17 protein-coding genes are annotated in these 16,796 nt (G+C 59.3%); 11 read left to right on the forward strand and 6 right to left on the reverse strand.

What is annotated here, in order from left to right:
* Positions 1-51: 51 nt before the first annotated feature.
* Both yajD and HCH49_RS06775 read left to right on the forward strand, forming a co-directional pair.
* On the forward strand, positions 52-399 hold the full coding sequence (gene yajD, locus HCH49_RS06770) for an HNH nuclease YajD (RefSeq protein ID WP_003857471.1): 348 nt from the start codon (positions 52-54) through the stop codon (positions 397-399).
* Positions 400-451: 52 nt separating this feature from the next.
* Entirely contained in the window at positions 452-721 is a 270-nt protein-coding gene (locus HCH49_RS06775) for a hypothetical protein (protein WP_182383440.1), read from the forward strand.
* A gap of 12 nt (positions 722-733) precedes the next feature.
* Here the strand turns inward: HCH49_RS06775 and HCH49_RS06780 are convergent, their stop codons facing one another.
* The gene (locus HCH49_RS06780; RefSeq protein ID WP_221702445.1) at positions 734-1,519 is read right to left on the reverse strand and encodes a MipA/OmpV family protein; all 786 of its coding nucleotides are present in this window, start codon (positions 1,517-1,519) and stop codon (positions 734-736) included.
* A 124-nt stretch (positions 1,520-1,643) separates the two neighbouring features.
* On the opposite strand from HCH49_RS06780, the gene HCH49_RS06785 reads away from it, so the two are divergent.
* The 4 genes from HCH49_RS06785 to HCH49_RS06800 all read left to right on the forward strand — a co-directional run bounded on the left by HCH49_RS06785 (position 1,644) and on the right by HCH49_RS06800 (position 7,833).
* Entirely contained in the window at positions 1,644-2,339 is a 696-nt protein-coding gene (locus HCH49_RS06785) for a response regulator (RefSeq protein ID WP_029739347.1), read from the forward strand.
* Positions 2,336-3,532 carry a sensor histidine kinase gene (locus tag HCH49_RS06790; protein WP_096150489.1) on the forward strand — a complete coding sequence of 399 codons (1,197 nt, stop codon included), beginning with the start codon at positions 2,336-2,338 and terminating at the stop codon, positions 3,530-3,532. Before HCH49_RS06785 ends, HCH49_RS06790 begins: the two co-directional genes overlap by 4 nt.
* A 78-nt stretch (positions 3,533-3,610) precedes the next feature.
* Positions 3,611-4,759 carry an efflux RND transporter periplasmic adaptor subunit gene (locus HCH49_RS06795; RefSeq protein ID WP_221702446.1) on the forward strand — a complete coding sequence of 383 codons (1,149 nt, stop codon included), beginning with the start codon at positions 3,611-3,613 and terminating at the stop codon, positions 4,757-4,759.
* Complete coding sequence (locus HCH49_RS06800; RefSeq protein ID WP_221702447.1) at positions 4,756-7,833, forward strand: efflux RND transporter permease subunit; 3,078 nt, start codon at positions 4,756-4,758, stop codon at positions 7,831-7,833. The genes HCH49_RS06795 and HCH49_RS06800 overlap by 4 nt, the downstream gene beginning before the upstream one ends.
* A 23-nt stretch (positions 7,834-7,856) precedes the next feature.
* Here HCH49_RS06800 and HCH49_RS06805 read toward each other — a convergent pair whose 3' ends face one another.
* Positions 7,857-8,624: an arylamine N-acetyltransferase gene (locus HCH49_RS06805; protein WP_221702448.1), complete on the reverse strand. Its 768-nt coding sequence runs from the start codon at positions 8,622-8,624 to the stop codon at positions 7,857-7,859.
* A gap of 96 nt (positions 8,625-8,720) precedes the next feature.
* Here HCH49_RS06805 and HCH49_RS06810 point away from each other — a divergent pair, with 96 nt between their 5' ends.
* The gene (locus tag HCH49_RS06810; RefSeq protein WP_221702449.1) at positions 8,721-10,175 is read left to right on the forward strand and encodes a PLP-dependent aminotransferase family protein; all 1,455 of its coding nucleotides are present in this window, start codon (positions 8,721-8,723) and stop codon (positions 10,173-10,175) included.
* Here the strand turns inward: HCH49_RS06810 and HCH49_RS06815 are convergent.
* Positions 10,147-11,031, reverse strand: a complete 885-nt coding sequence (locus tag HCH49_RS06815) for a LysR family transcriptional regulator (protein WP_221702450.1) — start codon at positions 11,029-11,031, stop codon at positions 10,147-10,149. The two genes, HCH49_RS06810 and HCH49_RS06815, sit on opposite strands and share 29 nt — an antisense overlap.
* 135 nt (positions 11,032-11,166) lie before the next feature.
* On the opposite strand from HCH49_RS06815, the gene HCH49_RS06820 reads away from it, so the two are divergent.
* Positions 11,167-12,147 carry an NAD(P)H-dependent flavin oxidoreductase gene (locus tag HCH49_RS06820; RefSeq protein ID WP_221702451.1) on the forward strand — a complete coding sequence of 327 codons (981 nt, stop codon included), beginning with the start codon at positions 11,167-11,169 and terminating at the stop codon, positions 12,145-12,147.
* A gap of 40 nt (positions 12,148-12,187) precedes the next feature.
* On the opposite strand, the gene HCH49_RS06825 is transcribed toward HCH49_RS06820, so the two are convergent.
* A complete protein-coding gene (locus HCH49_RS06825; protein WP_196354510.1) occupies positions 12,188-13,243 on the reverse strand; it encodes an SDR family oxidoreductase in 1,056 nt (351 codons plus the stop codon).
* A gap of 97 nt (positions 13,244-13,340) precedes the next feature.
* On the opposite strand from HCH49_RS06825, the gene HCH49_RS06830 reads away from it, so the two are divergent.
* Positions 13,341-14,228, forward strand: a complete 888-nt coding sequence (locus HCH49_RS06830) for a LysR family transcriptional regulator (protein ID WP_221702452.1) — start codon at positions 13,341-13,343, stop codon at positions 14,226-14,228.
* 83 nt (positions 14,229-14,311) lie between these two features.
* Positions 14,312-14,581: a hypothetical protein gene (locus HCH49_RS06835; RefSeq protein ID WP_033145359.1), complete on the forward strand. Its 270-nt coding sequence runs from the start codon at positions 14,312-14,314 to the stop codon at positions 14,579-14,581.
* Positions 14,582-14,593: 12 nt separating this feature from the next.
* On the opposite strand, the gene umuC is transcribed toward HCH49_RS06835, so the two are convergent.
* Entirely contained in the window at positions 14,594-15,856 is a 1,263-nt protein-coding gene (gene umuC, locus HCH49_RS06840) for a translesion error-prone DNA polymerase V subunit UmuC (protein ID WP_143347117.1), read from the reverse strand.
* Positions 15,840-16,274 (reverse strand): translesion error-prone DNA polymerase V autoproteolytic subunit, encoded by a 435-nt coding sequence (gene umuD, locus HCH49_RS06845; RefSeq protein WP_221702453.1) that lies wholly within the window; start codon positions 16,272-16,274, stop codon positions 15,840-15,842. Before umuD ends, umuC begins: the two co-directional genes overlap by 17 nt.
* Positions 16,275-16,561: 287 nt before the next feature.
* On the opposite strand from umuD, the gene HCH49_RS06850 reads away from it, so the two are divergent.
* The gene (locus HCH49_RS06850; RefSeq protein ID WP_045889461.1) at positions 16,562-16,762 is read left to right on the forward strand and encodes a hypothetical protein; all 201 of its coding nucleotides are present in this window, start codon (positions 16,562-16,564) and stop codon (positions 16,760-16,762) included.
* Positions 16,763-16,796 lie beyond the last annotated feature (34 nt).

Here is a 16,796-nt window from a genome sequence, read left to right on the forward strand (position 1 = left end):
CACCCGATGGGCTATATTGGCACACTATTTTTATCACAGGTAAAACCGGCAATGGCTTTGATCCCCAAAAACTACGCGCGGCTGGAAAGCGGCTATCGCGAAAAAGCATTAAAAATCTATCCCTGGGTCTGCGGACGCTGCTCGCGCGAGTTTGTCTATTCCAATCTGCGTGAACTCACGGTTCATCATATCGATCACGACCATACCAACAACCCGGAAGATGGCAGCAACTGGGAGCTGTTGTGCCTGTTTTGCCACGACCACGAACATTCGAAATACACCGAAGCGGATCAGTACGGCACCACCGTGGTCGCCGGGGAAGACGCGCAAAAAGACGTAGGCGTCGCCACGTTTAACCCGTTTGCCGATTTAAAAGCGATGATGGATAAGAAGAAATAATCTTTCACCGCCCATACCTGCCGTATGGGCGGCTCAGGAAAGGATAAAGGCCATGGACACCCTCCGCTGCTACTGGGATATGTTTTATACCGCCTACGGTTTACTTTTCACGAGAATACTTTGCCTCATACTTCTGGTCTGGCTGTGCCATGATTTTCTGCGCCGCCCAGGGAAAAACGCTGCTGATGCCGCTGGCCCGATCGCAGAAGCCGATGCCCGGGAGCGATATCAATGGCGTTTTCAGCTGTGGTCATTGCGAACGGTACAACTCCTCTGCGTGCTCTCACTTTTCTGGATGCTTATTAAGGGACTCTTTGCCTGACCCTTTCCCTCGTTAAAATGTCCAGGTGATAGCGGCGGTTGCAGCCCCCTCATTGCGCCGCATCACGATCGGGCTGTTATTCGCACGAGCGCCAAGCCAGGTATAGTCCGCGCTCAGGACTGTCCCCCAGTGGGCATCGAACTGATGGCTCCAGGTCAGGCTGGTGTCGACGCCATAGAATCCACCCGTCGCAGCATAGCGGCGATAGCCGGTGCGGCGGCTCTGCTGCTCGCTGACCCCATACCAGGTATTCAGATAACGGCTGTCGCCAAACAGGGCCGCAGACTGAAAGGCGACCGTGTCCTGTTTATTTTGTACCGGAATTAGCGTAACGGAAGCCTGATAGCTTGCCCCCTGGCTGTCCGTTAACGGCAGCGTCGCTTTGCCTTCCATACTCAGCCATGGCGCGGCCTGCCAGCCGACGGCAAGGCCGGTATTCAGGGTGGCATCAATGTCTCCCATCCCTTTCAGATTGTTTGCGCCCTCACGCCAGCCAGAATTTTTATCATCCCTTCCGAAGTCGTAGCCCAGCGTGTGTTCGAAATACCAGCCGCTGTCGTTTTGCAGGTCATATCCCACCCCTTTTTGCGCATCAATAAAGAAAGCGCCTTTACGACCCTGCAGCACCGGAACCACCTGCCACACCTGCTTGTCTGAGCCTGAGTAACGTGGGGCATACTGTCCCCCCAGCCCGACGGTTAAGGAATCGGACGCGGTGCCATCATCCGCCTGCGCGCCGGAAGCCACGGCCATCAGAAGCGGGACGGACATATACAGGACTTTTTTTATCGCTATCATACTGCTCTCCATACGGACGCTGGCGCCTCCTGATACGGGGGCGGCCACACAATGTGGGCGCAGTATGATTTGGCTGAATCAATGAATCGTCGGGATAGTGTTAAGAAATGGTCAAGGTGAACGGATGTTGTCCAGAAGAGTGCTGATTATTGAAGATGACGCCGATGCGGCCGGCGTGCTCGAAGCCTATTTACGGCGGGAAAATTACGACGTGACCATTACCGGAGACGGTCATTCCGGGCTGGATATGGCGCAGCGGTGGAAGCCCGACCTCATCCTGCTGGACGTGATGCTGCCGGGGCTTAACGGCACCGAGGTGCTGGCTGGCCTGCGTCGTAAAAGCGATGTGCCGGTGATCATGGTCACGGCCATGGGGGATACGCCCGACCGTATTGGTGCCCTGCGGTACGGTGCCGATGATTACGTTGTGAAGCCTTATCATCCGGGCGAAGTGGTGGCTCGGGTGCAGGCGGTGCTGCGGCGCAGCAGTAAAAAAGAGACGGACGAAGCGATCCTTCGCTGGCAAACGCTCGAGGTGGACGTGGCCGCCATTGTGGCGAGCGTGGATAACGGCGGCGATGCGCCCGTGATGCTCGATCTTACGCCAACGGAATTCTCGCTTCTGGCAACGCTGCTGCGTTCTCCGGCGCACCCGTTCTCCCGCCAGTATTTACTGGAGCACTGTCTGCCGGAAAGCGAGGCGCTGGAGCGCGTGGTGGACACCCATATTTATAACCTGCGTAAAAAACTGGAAGCGGCGGGGATCTCCGGCGTGCTGATCAACGTTCGCGGCGTGGGTTACAGGTTCAGACAGCCATGATTAAAAATCAGCACTCCTCTCTGTGGCGCTGGATTTGCGCGCGCATCCTGGCGCTGGCTATCGGCAGCGTGATCGTCATTGCCACCTGCATGTGGCTGCGCTATGCGGTACAGAACTACTGGATAATGGGCAAAATGCCAGCGGCGGTCCGGCAGGAGTTTCTGACGCTCAGCCAGAACCCGCAGGCCAATCCGGCCCGCTTCCACTCGATTGTGGACACCTGGTGGGGCCTGAGCTATTCCACGCCGTCTATCGCCTCAGCCGACTGGGCCACGGTGGCCCTGCTGGTGCTGGTGATGATCCCGTTTATCGTGGTGATGGGGCTCAAACACGCCCGGCCGCTGGCGCTGCAGTTCAGCCGCCTTCGCGATGCGGCAAAGGATGTTGCCGACGGGCAGTTTGGCCGCCAGGCGGAACTTATCAAGGATGCGCCGGCTGAAATGGTCAGCTTTGCGACCGACTTTAACTCCATGACGGGACAGCTCGCCCGCTATGAAAAAGAGCTCCGCGCCTCGCACGTTGCGATGGCGCACGAGCTGCGCTCGCCCCTGACGGCCGCCATCGGGCGTCTGCAGGGCATGTTAGACGGCGTGTTTGACGCCAGCCCGGCGCAGCTCGGCATGGTGATGAAACAGCTCCAGCACCTCAACCGCCTCACCGATGAGCTTCACCTTCTCTCGCTCGCCGACGCGGGCAACCTCGTGCTGGAGGACCAGCCGTTTTGTCTGGATGAGCTGATTCAGGAGCGGGCTGCCTGGATCATGCCCCAGGCTGACGCGCATCATTTCCGGATAACGCTTCGCAACCCGCGCACCAGCCCCTTCAGAGGCGATGCGTTCCGTCTTGGACAGGTCGTTACCATCCTCATGGAAAATGCGCTACGTTACGGACGCGAGGGCGGCCACCTCGAGGTGGCGCTGCACTACGCCAGCGGGCGCTACACCCTCGAATTTACCGATGACGGGCCGGGCGTCTCGCCCCAGTTTTTACCGGAAATGTTTAAACGCTTTAGCCGCGAGGAGCAGTCCCGCGCGCGGCATTCCGGCGGCAGCGGCCTCGGTTTATCCATCGCCCGGGCGATTTGCGAGGCGCATGGGGGTGAGATTAGCGCGTCATTACCGGAAACCGGCGGCCTCGCCGTGCGCATTTTATTGCCCTGGCACCCGTCCGGTAATGAAAATCTTCACTCTTGATAAAGCCTTGACAGAACATCGAATCTTTCTCGACGTAGCGCGCATTTAATAACGCCATTCCCTTTATGGAGCGGCGTTATGTCAGACGAAATTTTTCTCTCCCTCCGCCACTGCCTGCATCATTTGTACGGCGTGGCGCGCACCCTTTCCTGGCTGCATTTTCTTCCCCTGGCCCTGCTTGCGCTGGCGATTTTTCCGCTGACCGGCTGCGGTGATAAACACGAAAATAAGCCCGACCCGGCGCGAGCGGTACGCTACGTCGTCGTTGGCACCGCCCAAACCCTTCCCGCGCTGGAAAGAACCGGTGAGATCCATGCCCGCGATGAAACGATCCTGAGCTTTCGGACCGGGGGCCGGATACTGACGCGCAGCGTTGATATTGGCGACCGGGTCACTGCCGGACAGCTGCTGGCCACGCTTGACAACACGACCGGGCAAAACCAGCTCGACGGCGCGGCGGCCGACTATGAAGGTGCTAAAGCCTCGGCGCAGGTCGCCGCGCTTAACGTCAGTCGAATGCAAAAGCTCATGCCAACGGGCGCGATTGCCCGCACGCAGCTCGACAGCGCCCGTGCGGACTGGCTTGTCGCCCGCGCGCGCTTAAAAAGCAGCGAGGCCGCGTGGCGAAATGCCCGCGAAAGCCTCGGCTGGACGCGCCTGATCGCGCCGCAGGCGGGCGTCATCACCGCCGTGAACGCTTCTGCGGGGCAGGTTGTCAGCGACGGTCAGTCCGTGCTGACGCTGGCAACGGGTGAAGCCCGCGACGTGGCGTTTGATATTGCCACTCCGGATGCGATCCCGCCTCTGGATAAGGCGGAGTTGCGGGTTTCCCTCCTCAGCGACCCGTCGGTGCAGGCGTCTGCCGCGCTGCGGGATATCACCCCGCAGGCCGATCCTCAGACCCGCACCTGGCGCGTCAGGGCCACCCTGCAAAACCCGCCGGCGGCCATGGCGCTGGGCGCCAGCGTAACCGTCACGTTGCCATCGTCTGCCCCGCGCGGCTACACCCTTCCCGCCTCGGCGCTGACCCGCATCGGCGACAAACCGGCCGTTTTTGTGATTACCCCGCAGTCGCGGGCGCAGCTGCGCGCGGTGGTGCCCGCGAGCTATACGGCCTCCTCCGTCATTATTGCCTCCGGCCTTGAGCCGGGCGACAGGGTGATTACGGCGGGCGTGAGCACATTACGATCCGGCGAGCCGGTGGTTGCCGGAGAGGTTCAGCCATGAACACAGGACCGGAAGCCAAATTTAACCTCTCCGCCTGGGCGCTGAAGAACCAGCAGATGGTCAGCTTTTTCATGCTGCTGGTGATTGCGATGGGCGTGTTCTGCTATGAGAAGCTGCCGCGTAACGAAGATCCGGCTTTTACCATTAAAACGGCCGTCGTCTCCGCGCAGTGGCCGGGAGCCTCCGTGGCGGATACCACCCGCCTGCTGACCGATACGCTTGAAAAAAAGCTGCAGGAAACGCCCTGGCTGGACTATCTCGAAAGTGAAACCCGGGCCGGACGCACCGTTATCCACGTCAACCTCCGTGACGATACGCCCCCGCAACGCGTGCCGGATATCTGGTATCAGGTTCGCAAAAAAATGCAGGACATCGCGCCGTCCCTGCCCGAAGGGGTGCAGGGTCCTGCCGTGGACGACGAGTTTGACGACACGTTCGGCACAATTTACGCCTTTATTCCCGAAGGTTTTACCCTGCGGGAGGTGCGGGATCGCGCAGAAACAATTAGTCGAGAGCTGATGTCCCTGCCGGATATAGGCAAAACCACCCTGCTGGGCGAACAGCAGGAGCAGTGGGTTCTCGCCTTTTCTCCGGCACGCCTGGCCGGCATGGGGCTCGATATTCAGGCGGTTGCCGACGCCCTCCGGGCGCAAAATGCGGTTGTCCCGGCAGGAACGATGCGTACCGAAAAAGAGAACATGGCGATCAAGGTCAGCGGAGCGCTCACGACCGAGGAGAGCTTACGCGCCGTCACGCTGCACGTGAACAATCGCTATATTCCGCTGACCGACATTGCCACCGTCACCCGGGAAATCGCCGAGCCACCGGCCCCGGCCTACCGGGTGAACGGCAAACCGGCTATCGGGCTGGCGGTGTCGATGGCGCCAACGGGCAACATGCTGCGTTTCGGCGCTGCGCTGAATGCCAGAATGGCGGCCCTCAGCGCCGGGCTGCCGTACGGTATCGAGATGGTGAAAGTTGCCGATCAGTCAGCGGTGGTCAGTGACGCGGTAAGCGGGTTTATCCGGGTGCTTATCGAAGCCGTTGTTATCGTGCTGGCGGTTTCATTTGTCTCGCTGGGGTTACGGGCCGGACTGGTGGTGGCGACGGCCATTCCGCTGGTGCTCGCCATGACGTTTGCCGGCATGATGCTCGCCGGTATTGGCCTTCAGCGTATCTCGCTAGGGGCGCTGATCATTGCCCTGGGCCTGCTGGTGGATGACGCCATGATCGCCGTCGAAACGATGGTCTCCCGGCTGGAAGCGGGGGATTCCCGTCGGCACGCGGCCACGCATGCGTTCAAAACGACGGCCTTCCCGATGCTCACCGGTACTCTGGTGATGATTGCCGGCTTTATTCCCGTTGGTTTTGCGGCCTCCAGCGCCGGTGAATACTGCTTTTCCCTGTTTGCGGTGGTGCTCATTGCCCTGCTCTGCTCCTGGGCTGTCGCGATCCTGTTTTCCCCGCTGACGGGCACGTGGCTGCTGCCGGAAAAAGTCAGACATCACGCGGCAGGCCCCGGCAGGATCGCGCGCGGGTACGGACGGCTTTTACGCCTGGCACTGCGCCACCGGCTCGCTACCGTGCTGATTGCGCTTGCCGCGCTGGGGCTGTCAGCGTACGGCACGACGTTTATGCAGGGCGAGTTTTTCCCCGCTTCGGACCGGCCAGAGCTGCTGGTCAGCCTGACGCTTCCGGCCAACGCGTCGCAGCCGGAAACGTTAAGAGAGGTGGAAAAGCTGGAAAAGGCGCTGGCAGGCAACGGCAACATCGATCGCTATTCGACGTACGTCGGGTCGGGAGCCATCCGTTTTTACCTGCCGATGGACGTGCTGCTGGAAAATGAAAACATCGCCCAGATGGTCGTGGTGGCTAAGGATCTTGAGGCGCGGGATCGTCTGCATGCTCGGCTCAACAGGATCCTGGCGACGCAGTTTAGCGACATCATCACGCGCGTGTCGCCCCTTGAGCTGGGGCCGCCCGTCGGCTGGCCCATCAAATACCGGGTGAGCGGGCCAGATTATCTGCAGGTTCGGGTGTTGGCGAACCGTCTCACGGACGCGATTGGCCGGTCTCCGTTCTCACGCGACGTTAACCAGACGGCCGGAGAGCCGGAGAGGGTCATCACCCTTAAAGTGAATCAGACGGCGGCCAGAGCGGCGGGAATATCGTCAGAAAGCCTCGCCCGCACGCTGAACACCGTCTGGTCCGGCAGCGTTGTCACCTCCATCAGGGATAACGACCGCCTTGTCGACGTGGTGCTGCGGGCCACGGACGATGCACGTCACAGCACCGCCACCCTCTCCTCGCTCACGATTCAGGGGAATGACGGTAAAAAAATTCCGCTCAGCGCCGTTGCGACGCCGGTCTGGGGCGTGGACGATCCGGTCGTCTGGCGTCGGCAGCGCGTGCCCTTCATCACGGTGCAAACGGACCTTGCCCCGGGGCTGAAGGCTGAAGCGGTATCCGCGGCGCTGCGTCCGGCGGTCGACAAGCTGCGCGCGAGCCTGCCCGCAGGTTACAGCATTGAAGAAGGCGGCGCGGTTGCCGAATCGGACAAGGGGAACAGCTCCGTCTTTACCGTTCTTCCGGTAACGCTGGTCATCATGCTGTTGCTGCTGATGCTTCAGCTGCGGCGATATTCCCGGATGCTGCTGGCCCTCCTGATGGCCCCGTTTGGCTTGCCGGGGATCGTGCTGGCTATGCTGCCCGGCGGCACGCCGATGGGGTTTGTCGCGCTGCTGGGCGTCATCGCTCTGGCGGGAATGATCGTGCGCAACGCGGTGATACTGATTAGCGAGGTTGACAGCAATCTTGCTCAGGGGATGGCAAACGATGCCGCAATTATGGCGGCCGCGGAGCACCGGGCCAGACCCATCTGCCTGACCGCCTGCGCCGCCATTCTGGGCATGATCCCGATCTCTCATCAGGTCTTCTGGGGGCCAATGGCCTATGCGATTATCGGCGGGCTGCTGGTCGCGACGCTGGTGACGCTGACCGTATTACCCGCGTCGTTTAGCCTGCTGTTACAGTGGGGAACTCAGCGTAAAGCCGCAGAAGACGGACTGCGCTGAGGCCCCCCTCGTTCCCCGATAGATTACGCGGCGGTCAGCGCAAAACGGTCCTTCAGGACATGGCGGATTTCATCCTCCGCCAGCTGCCGCGTTTCAGTGCCGTTCGCCGTGATGGTTTTCAGCATATCGCCCAGTAAAATCTGGCGTCCCTCCGGGCTGTGCTGCACCACTACCCGCTTCTGCACAAAGATGGCATCCGGGTGCGTGGAGTTAAGGTAGTTGGCCGGAACGAAGTCAATCCATTCCTGAGGGGTGAGATCAAAGCCGTACTGCCGGGCCCACTCTCCCTCAACCTTCGCCTCAAGCAGATACTCACCCTCCGCGCCGCGGCTTAGCCGAAACGTGTCGAAATCCTGCGTGATATCCACATCAAGCGTGTCCAGCGCCATCGGCGCACGAATGCCGTAGCTGCCGAACCCGAGGTCGCAAAGCCACTGTCGGCTATCTACCTCAGCGACGATCGCCATGTGGGTTTTCGGCCGCCGTGCGGGGTAGAACATCGGGCGCGCCGCCACGAAGCGGTAAGGGATCCCTAACGCCGCCAGCGCCATGGCAAAAAGCCCGTTTACCTCATAGCAGTAGCCGCCGCGCCCCTGCGTTAACACCTTATCGGCGATATCGTCTGGCGCCAGCGAGACAACTTTGCCCGCCTGCACGTCCAGATTCTCAAAGGGAACGGAAAAGAGCTGATGACGCATCAGCGCATGCAGGGTGGCCGTATCGGCACCCGCCGGTCCGGTGTAGTTTATGCGGTTGAAATAGGTGGAAATGTTGAAGTTATCGCTTTGCATAATGCCTCCTTGTCCTGAACATGCCGGACACTATAGATGGCGCGCATCAATGGCTGTATAGTCAGTTTTATCGAAAATTAGCCTGAACAGTTACCCATGTCTGCCCCGTCCCAGTCCTCTCCTCACTATCGCCGTATTGCGGATATGCTGCGTCTTACCATTACGTCCGGCGCGCTACGCGCCGGTGACAGGATGATCTCCGCGCGCAAACTGGCCGAACGCGAGCGCGTTAGCCTTCCGACGGCGCTGGAGGCCCTTCGCTGCCTTGAGGCTGAAGGGCTGATCGTTGCGCGCCCGCGTTCAGGCTATTACATCCGCCAGACCAGCCAGCCTGCGCGCGCGGAGCCCGCGCGTTCCACGCCGGGCCCGGTCCCCGTCACAATGTCCGCCGTGGCCCGGTCGCTGTTCAGCAGTGCAGAAGCCCGGCTGATCCCGCTGGGCGCCGCCCTGCCCGATCCCGCGTGGCTGCCGGGAGATGCCCTGCAGCGGGCGTTGCACTCTGCGGGCCGTCGCCTGGACGCGCATGGACAGAGCTACAGCCTGCCTCCGGGAAGGCGGGATTTGCGAAGCAGGATTGCCGCGCGTTCTGCCCAGTGGGGAGCCCGGTTCGGCGCGGACGATCTCATTATTACCGCAGGCGCGACGCAGGCGCTGCGCCTGGCCCTTCGGGCCGTGTGCCAGCCGGGCGATGTCGTGGCGATTGAGCAGCCCGCCTACTTTGGCACGCTCCTGCTGCTGGAAGATTTAGGCCTGAAGGCTTTAGCGATCCCCACCGACCCTGTGGAAGGCCTGCTGCTGGAACCGCTGGCGGACGCCATTCGCCGCCACCGCCCTGTGGCCGTTCTGGCCTCGCCCACCGTGCAAAACCCTTTGGGTGCCAGCATGCCCGTCGCGCGCAAGCAGGAACTGGTTGCCCTGCTTGAAGAGGCTGAAATTCCTTTGATTGAGGACGATGTTTACGGTGACCTGGTCGGCGAGGGGCAACGCCCTCCGGCCTGCAAGGCGTTCGACCAGAGCGGGAATGTGATTTACTGCAGTTCCCTGTCCAAAACGCTTGCGCCCGGATGGCGAATCGGCTGGATCGCCGCCGGACGCTACTCCCCGCAGGTCTTACAGGCCCGCATGGCCGGAGAATGGGCTGGCGCCCCGCTGCTGGAAGCGGCGACGAGCGAGGTTCTGGCGAGCGGCGACTACGATCGCCATCTGCGGCGGCTGAAGCGCCGGATCGCAGAGGGCGTTCACGCCGTCGTGGCGCAGGTCAAGGCGAGCTTTCCCCCCGGAACGAGCGTTAACGTGCCCGCTGCCGGTTTCCTGCTGTGGGTTGAACTGCCTCAGCGGGTCAACGCGCTGGAGGTGCACCGTCGCGCGCTGGCGCTGGGCATTGGCGTCAGCCCTGGCCCCCTGTTTTCACCTGCCGCAGAGTTAACGCACTTTCTGCGGCTGAACTGCGCAAACGAACCCACGCCCCGCCTGCTGAACGCCGTAGAACAGATTGGCGCGCTGTGTCACGAGCTGGCCGCTTTCACACCAGAGTCTCCAGCCACTCGGTAAAGACCCGCACCTTGCGGGAGAGGTGGCGGTGTGGATAGAGCAGTGACAGCTTGCGGTCCGGCGAGCGATAGTCCGGCAGGACTTCAACCAGAAGACCGCGGTCAATGTAAGGCTGGAGAAAGAGATTCATCCCCTGCATTAACCCCAGTCCGGCCAGACCTGCCGCGATGTAGGCTTCGGAGTTATCCACGACAAGCTTACCGGGCAGGGTAATTTCCGCGATGCCTTCTGGCGTGGTAAACGTCCACGGATGAATTTGTCTGCTGCGGTTATTAATCCAGTTGATGGCCTGATGTTTGCGTAAATCATCCGGCGTTTCTGGCGTACCGTGCTTTGCCAGCCAGGCCGGGCTGGCGCAGGTCGTGATTTTGATGTTCCCGATTTTACGCGCGATGTAGTCACCGTCCTCCAGCTCTCCCACGCGCAGCACGCAGTCCAGGCCATCCCGCAGCATATCCCGACGGCGGTCAGAGCTGCTCAGAATGATGTCGATCTCAGGATGCTGACGATAAAAATCAGGCAGATTAGGTATCACCCGCAGCGTGGCAAAAGAGACCGGCATATCCACACGCAGCTGGCCGTGTATTGCCCGGTCCGTACCAAACGACTCCAGCAATTCGTCCGCCTGCGCCAGCAGGGGTTTACTCCGGCGATAAAACGCTTCCCCATCCGGGGTCAGGCTAATCCGACGCGTTGTGCGCTGCAGTAGCCGCGTGCCGCTGTGCTGCTCCAGAAGCTGTAACGCTTTGGTGACTGCCGGACGATGGATCTGCAGATTCTCCGCCGCCTGGCTAAGACTGCCTGACTCGACAATTTCAATAAAAATTCGAAGAGCTTCAAAGAGGTTTATTTGCATAAGGAATGCTTTTGCCGCGAGCAGAATAATATGATTGTTATTAATTTTATAACAGTGATGAATCTTTTTGGCTATTTTTCCTAACAATCCTCCGCCCTACACTCTTCCCCATTCAAACGTGAGGGAGAGTCTGCTATGAAAAATAACCGTATTTGTCAGATCCTGGGCATCGAAAAACCTGTTATTCAGGGGCCGTTATCCTGGCTCACGGATGCCCGTTTAGTTGCTGCGGTCAGCAATGCCGGAGGGCTCGGCGTGCTGGGGCCCAATGCCGGTTTAACCGCCGACACCGCGGTCTCCACGCCGGAAGAGACCGCCGAAAAAATGCGCGAAGAAATTCGTAAAACCAAACGGCTGACCGAGAAACCGTTTGGCGTGAACCTGATCCCCACGGCCGTTAATGACGTCTGGACTGGGCCTATTCTTCAGGTGGTGAAAGACGAAGGCGTCAGGGCCGTGGTGTATACGGGCTACGGGGAAGGCAGCATTATTCCCGCCCTGTTCCGCGAGTTAAAAGAGGCGGGTATCGCCATTATCTACCGCGATATCAACCCAACTCCTGAGAACACCCGCCTCGCAGAAGAAATGGGGTCTGACATTATCGTCGCCACCGGTTTTGATGAGGGCGGGACGTTACCCGCTACGGTGCTTGGCACCTTTTCCATCGTGCCGCTGATTGCCGATGCCGTGAAGCACATCCCGGTGATGGCCGCGGGCGGCATTACCGACAGTCGCTCCGCCAGAGCGGCCCATGCATTGGGTGCGGAAGGCGTGTTTGCCGGGTCGGTCTTTATCAGCACGGAAGAAAGCCGCGTGCCGCAGGGGGTCAAAGAGAAAATCGTTGCCGCCAACGGTCTCGATTTGCTGCTTTTCCGCACCGTGCCCCATTACTACCGCGCTCTTCCCGGCAAGCTGGCGGAAAAACTGGCGGCGATGGATAAAGCTGGCGCAAGCAACGACGCGCTGGGCAAGGCGATGGGAGGATTACGGGGCCTGCGCCTGGGCATGCTGGAAGATAATACCGATGAAGGCTATATCGCGCTCGGCACGGGGATTGGGAACATCCGCAGCGTGAAAAGCGTGGCCGAAGTTGTGAATGCGTTAACGGTTGAGTAAGCACCCGGCGTCCTGGGCTGCCCCAGGACGCCCAGGCTCATCAGGGAATAATCCGCGCGGCTCTCATCTGCGCGAACAGGCTGAAAAACATCTCATCGGTCGCCTGCATTTGCGTAAAGCCCGCCCTGCGCAGCTTGCTCCCGTCACCAAACATGTCGTAATTCCAGCCAAAGACAAAATCGGCAAAATGGCCGTCGCTCAGCTGCAAAATATCCGCTTCCGCCAGCCCCTCTTCGGCAAGCTCGCGCCATACGCCGCGATAGTCGTTAAACAGCTGATGAAATGACAGCCTCACCGGCGGCGCAGAGTCCAGTTCAAACCAGCGCGCAATACGCGGCCACAGCTCGCTCCAGCGCCAGATATCGCCATTGTTTACGTTGAACGCCTGATTCTGTGCCGCAGGTGACGCGGCGGCCCACAGCGTGGCCTCGGCCAGCAGCCCGGCGTCGGTATGGTCAACGATGCTGTGCCAGGCCTGTTCCGAACCGGGAAAACGCAGCGGTAAACCCTGCGCCCTGCACAGGGAGGCGTACAGGGCGATGCTCAGCGCAAGGTTCATGGCATTGCCCGGTACCGGGCTCCCCACCACGCCCGGCCTGATGGCATTCCAGTGCCAGTCTTTCCCCCGCTGAAACTGGCTGAGCCACGCGAGCTGCGCGGCGTTAAATTCGGCACCCGGCACGCCGGGATCGCTTTCCCGCGCCGGGGTTTTAAACGGCCCCAGATGCGCACCATAGACTTTGTACCCCTGCATCAGGCTGACCGTCTGCAAAGGTGCCGTTTTTTCGAGGGTGCTGACCAGATTGCGCAGCATGGTGACGTTCGGCTCAACCATGTCCGTCCAGTTCGCCGCGTTCGCCCAGGCGCTGTAAAAGATGTGGGTAATACCGTTCAGGGCGTGCAGCGCCCTTGCGGTGTCCTGCGCATCCAGTAAATCAACGTTCACCATGGGAATGCCGTCCGGATGGGTTACCTCGCGGCGACTGAGGCCGATCACTTCCCACTGATGGTGCAGGAGCGTGTTGACCAGCTGTCTGCCGACAATGCCGCTGGCCCCCGCGACCAGGGCGACGTTGTGCTGCTGCATCTTATTCATGGTGTTTCTCCGCAAAGGGTGACAGACGCAGTGTGATCTATTATTTTTTCTGGAGATATCCCCTGAAACCGATGGCACTTATAAGCAGAATCATTAAATGAATAATAAGCTCACCGCCATTTCTACCTTTCTACGCGTCGCTGAAGCGGGCTCGTTTTCGGCGGCCGCCCGGCAGACCGGGATTAAGCAGTCCGCCGTCAGTCAACAGATCGCGGCACTTGAGGATGAGCTTGGCGTGGTGCTGCTGCACCGTACGACGCGTACGATGAAGCTGACCGAACAGGGTGAACGTTACCGGCGTGATATGCAGCTTGTGCTGGACGCCATGGGGGAAGCGGAAAGGCGTTTACATCCTGCCGACCATCGCGTTCAGGGACGCGTCCATGTCCAGTTGCCGAGCGGCCTGGGGCAGATTTTTTTGCCGCATCTGCTGGCGCTACAGCGCCTGCATCCCGAACTGCAGCTGATGATTTCCCTGGATGACCGCCTTGCCGATCTGGTGACGGAGGGCGTGGATGTCGCGATACGGCTGGGCAGTGAGCCTCCGCAGGCGCACGCGGCTCGCGTGCTGGCGCGTATTGAAGCCGCGCTGTTTGCCGCTCCCGGTTTTCAGGTGGTACACGCCGTCAGCGAGCTGGCGACGCTGCCACACGTACGGTTCAGCGGTATTCCGCTGGATGCCCCCCTGCGCCTGATGTCCGACGAGGAAACGGTCGAGATCAACGTGAATACCGTTTTCCGAGCCAACACCAGCGACGCGCTGCTGCAGGCGCTGGAATCCGGCATGGGTATCGGCGGCATGCAGCGACCGCTCGTGGCCAGGGCGCTGCAGGCGGGCACGCTGGTACCGGTGCTGCCCGACTGGCGGTTACCCGATCGCTTCCTCTATGCCGTCTACCCTGACGCCCGCTTTATTCCGCAGCGCGTCAGAAAGGTCGTCAGCGTAATCGAGCAGTTACTGCCTGAAATAATAAAGAAAAATTGATTATTTCCGCCGTAAATCACGTGCATTTTTTAACCGCCAGGAATAGAGTGTTTTTACCGTATCCTCCTCTTTCTGGAGCACTTATGCCGGATTACCGTTTTTTCCAAAAAGGCCCGAACCTCATAGCGATCGAGAGCGCAAACACCGATGCGGCCGCTCAGCTCATCGCTCAGGGGTTTGAAAAACAGTTTGAGGAGATTGGCGCCGCGGATGAAAAAGAGGCGCTTACCCGCCTTGCCGATATCCGTAAAAATAACGAGATCGATCGCCATAACTTCCTGGCCGGAGCGGGCCAAATGCCGTGGATTGGCGTGCTGACGGCTGCGGCAACCTGGTTGACGCAAAAGAAATAACGCAACCATCTTCTACTTCGCCACCGGCAAATCGGCGTACCGCGTCGTATAGGCCGGTGACAGCATCTCACGCTTCATCGCCCAGGATTTCTCAATACCCTGCCCGGCAAACCATATCTTCCCTTTGCCGGAATGATTCAGGCTGTCGATCGTTTCCATCAGCGCCGCGCTGTTGGCGCGCAGGCGATTATCGTCAAACAAGTTAAGCTGGGCGACGCCGCTGCTGAAAAAGTCCGCAAGCATGACCCCGGCTTTCATATAGCGATAGCCGTCGAGCCATATACGCCCCAGCGCCTCCGTGGCGGCGCGGATGATATCCCGTGAGTCATTGGTAGGCGTCATCAGGGTGACGGAAGCCTGATTGCCGTAATAAATTTCGTTATCCGCGTGCGGGCTGGTGCGCACAAACACGCTGATAAAACAACAGTATTGATGCTCGCCGCGCAGTTTTTCCGCAGCGCGTTCCGCGTAGGCGCAAATGGCCTGGTGCATCTCTTCATATTGGGTAATACGGTGTCCAAACGAACGGCTACAGATGATTTGCTGCTTGGTGGGGGTGAACTCCTCCAGATCAAGACAGGGCTCACCGCGCAGCTCGCGGGCCGTCCGCTCCAGTACCACGTTGAAATGTTTGCGGATGACCCAGGACGACGCTTCCGCCAGCTCCAGCGCCGTGGTAATGCCCATAGCGTTGAGCTTTTTCGTGATGCGCCGCCCTACGCCCCACACCTCCTCTACCGGAACCTTTTCCAGCAGCTTACGCTGCCGCTCGCGGCCTGAGAGATCGACCACGCCGCCCGTGCTGGCCCAGCGTTTCGCCGCATAGTTGGCCAGCTTTGCAAGGGTTTTGGTCGGGGCAATACCGACGCCAACGGTTAGGCCCGTATTTTTAAAGACCTCTGTGCGCATCTGGTGACCGAACGCTTCCAGCGACAGGCAGTGGCTGACCCCTGAAACGTTCACGAACGCTTCATCGATGGAGTAAATCTCTATTGCCGGGGCGAGATCGGTCAGCGTCTGCATGACCCGACTGCTGAGATCGGCATACAGCGCATAGTTCGAGCTAAAGACGTAAACTTTTGACGGATATAGCTTTTCTTTGAATTTAAAATACGGCTCACCCATTTTTATGCCGAACTGCTTTGCCTCCCGCGACAGCGAAATAATGCAGCCGTCGTTATTGGACACCACCACGATGGGTTTCCCCTGCAGATCGGGGCGGAATACCCGCTCGCAGGAGGCGTAAAAGCTATTCACATCAACCAGCGCGAACATGTTTATGCGTTTTGAGCGTGTGGGTGACGACGCCGAAGATCTGCAGCTCCTCTTCGGACCGAAAAGTAATCGGCTGATAGCGGGCATTATGCGGCAGAAGTCTCAGAACCGGGCGGGTCTGTAGCTCTTTCACCGTAAACTCACCGGCGACCGACGCCACGACGATATCCCCGTGTTCGGCATTTAACGAACGATCGACCACCAGCAGATCGCCGTCGCCGATCCCCGCTCCAATCATGGAGTCTCCACTCACCTTGATAAAATAGGTCGCACTGGGGTGTCTGACTGCCAGCCGGTTAAGATCGAGACGATCCTCCACATAATCCTGCGCCGGGCTGGGAAAACCACAGGCCACGCGTTCTAAAAAAAAAGGTAATTCAATGTCTTGTTTTGGGTGATAAGAAAAGAGAGTGTCCATAATACCTTTCTCGCCAGATACTGTATATAAATACAGTATTACGGATTATGAACAAGGATCAAGGTCATTTCCAAAGGCGAACCCAAACGCGTTGAAGTTTGAGCGGTTTTAATTTAGCAACGTTGCCCGCCGTTAACAGGCCTGACAGCAGAAGTCATATAAAAGTCATCTGGTTTATGACTTATAAAAAATAACATCACTATGCAATAACTACACATTGACTTTTAAGTCAGATAAAAGCATATTTTACCGAACGAATTAACAAGACTTACTGGAGAATATTTTCAATGCCAGCCCGTGACTATCCAGACAAGCGTGTTGCACGCGGTCTGGCAAAGGAGGCCGATCTCAGGATGTTGAGCGCCCGCATCGATTCCGATCTGATGGAGTACATCAGAACCACCGCCTTTGAGACGCGTAAGAGCAAGCAGGAGATTGTGGCGGAAGCGTTAGCGCTTCACAGGCAGAAAAGTCAGACAGGAGCCTAAGCGCGCAAAGCCGGAAGCACCCTCCAGGCTTTGC

Origin of the sequence: Enterobacter sp. Y17, from assembly GCF_019730495.1 — a bacterium.
Taxonomy (GTDB): Bacteria; Pseudomonadota; Gammaproteobacteria; order Enterobacterales; family Enterobacteriaceae; genus Enterobacter; species Enterobacter asburiae_B.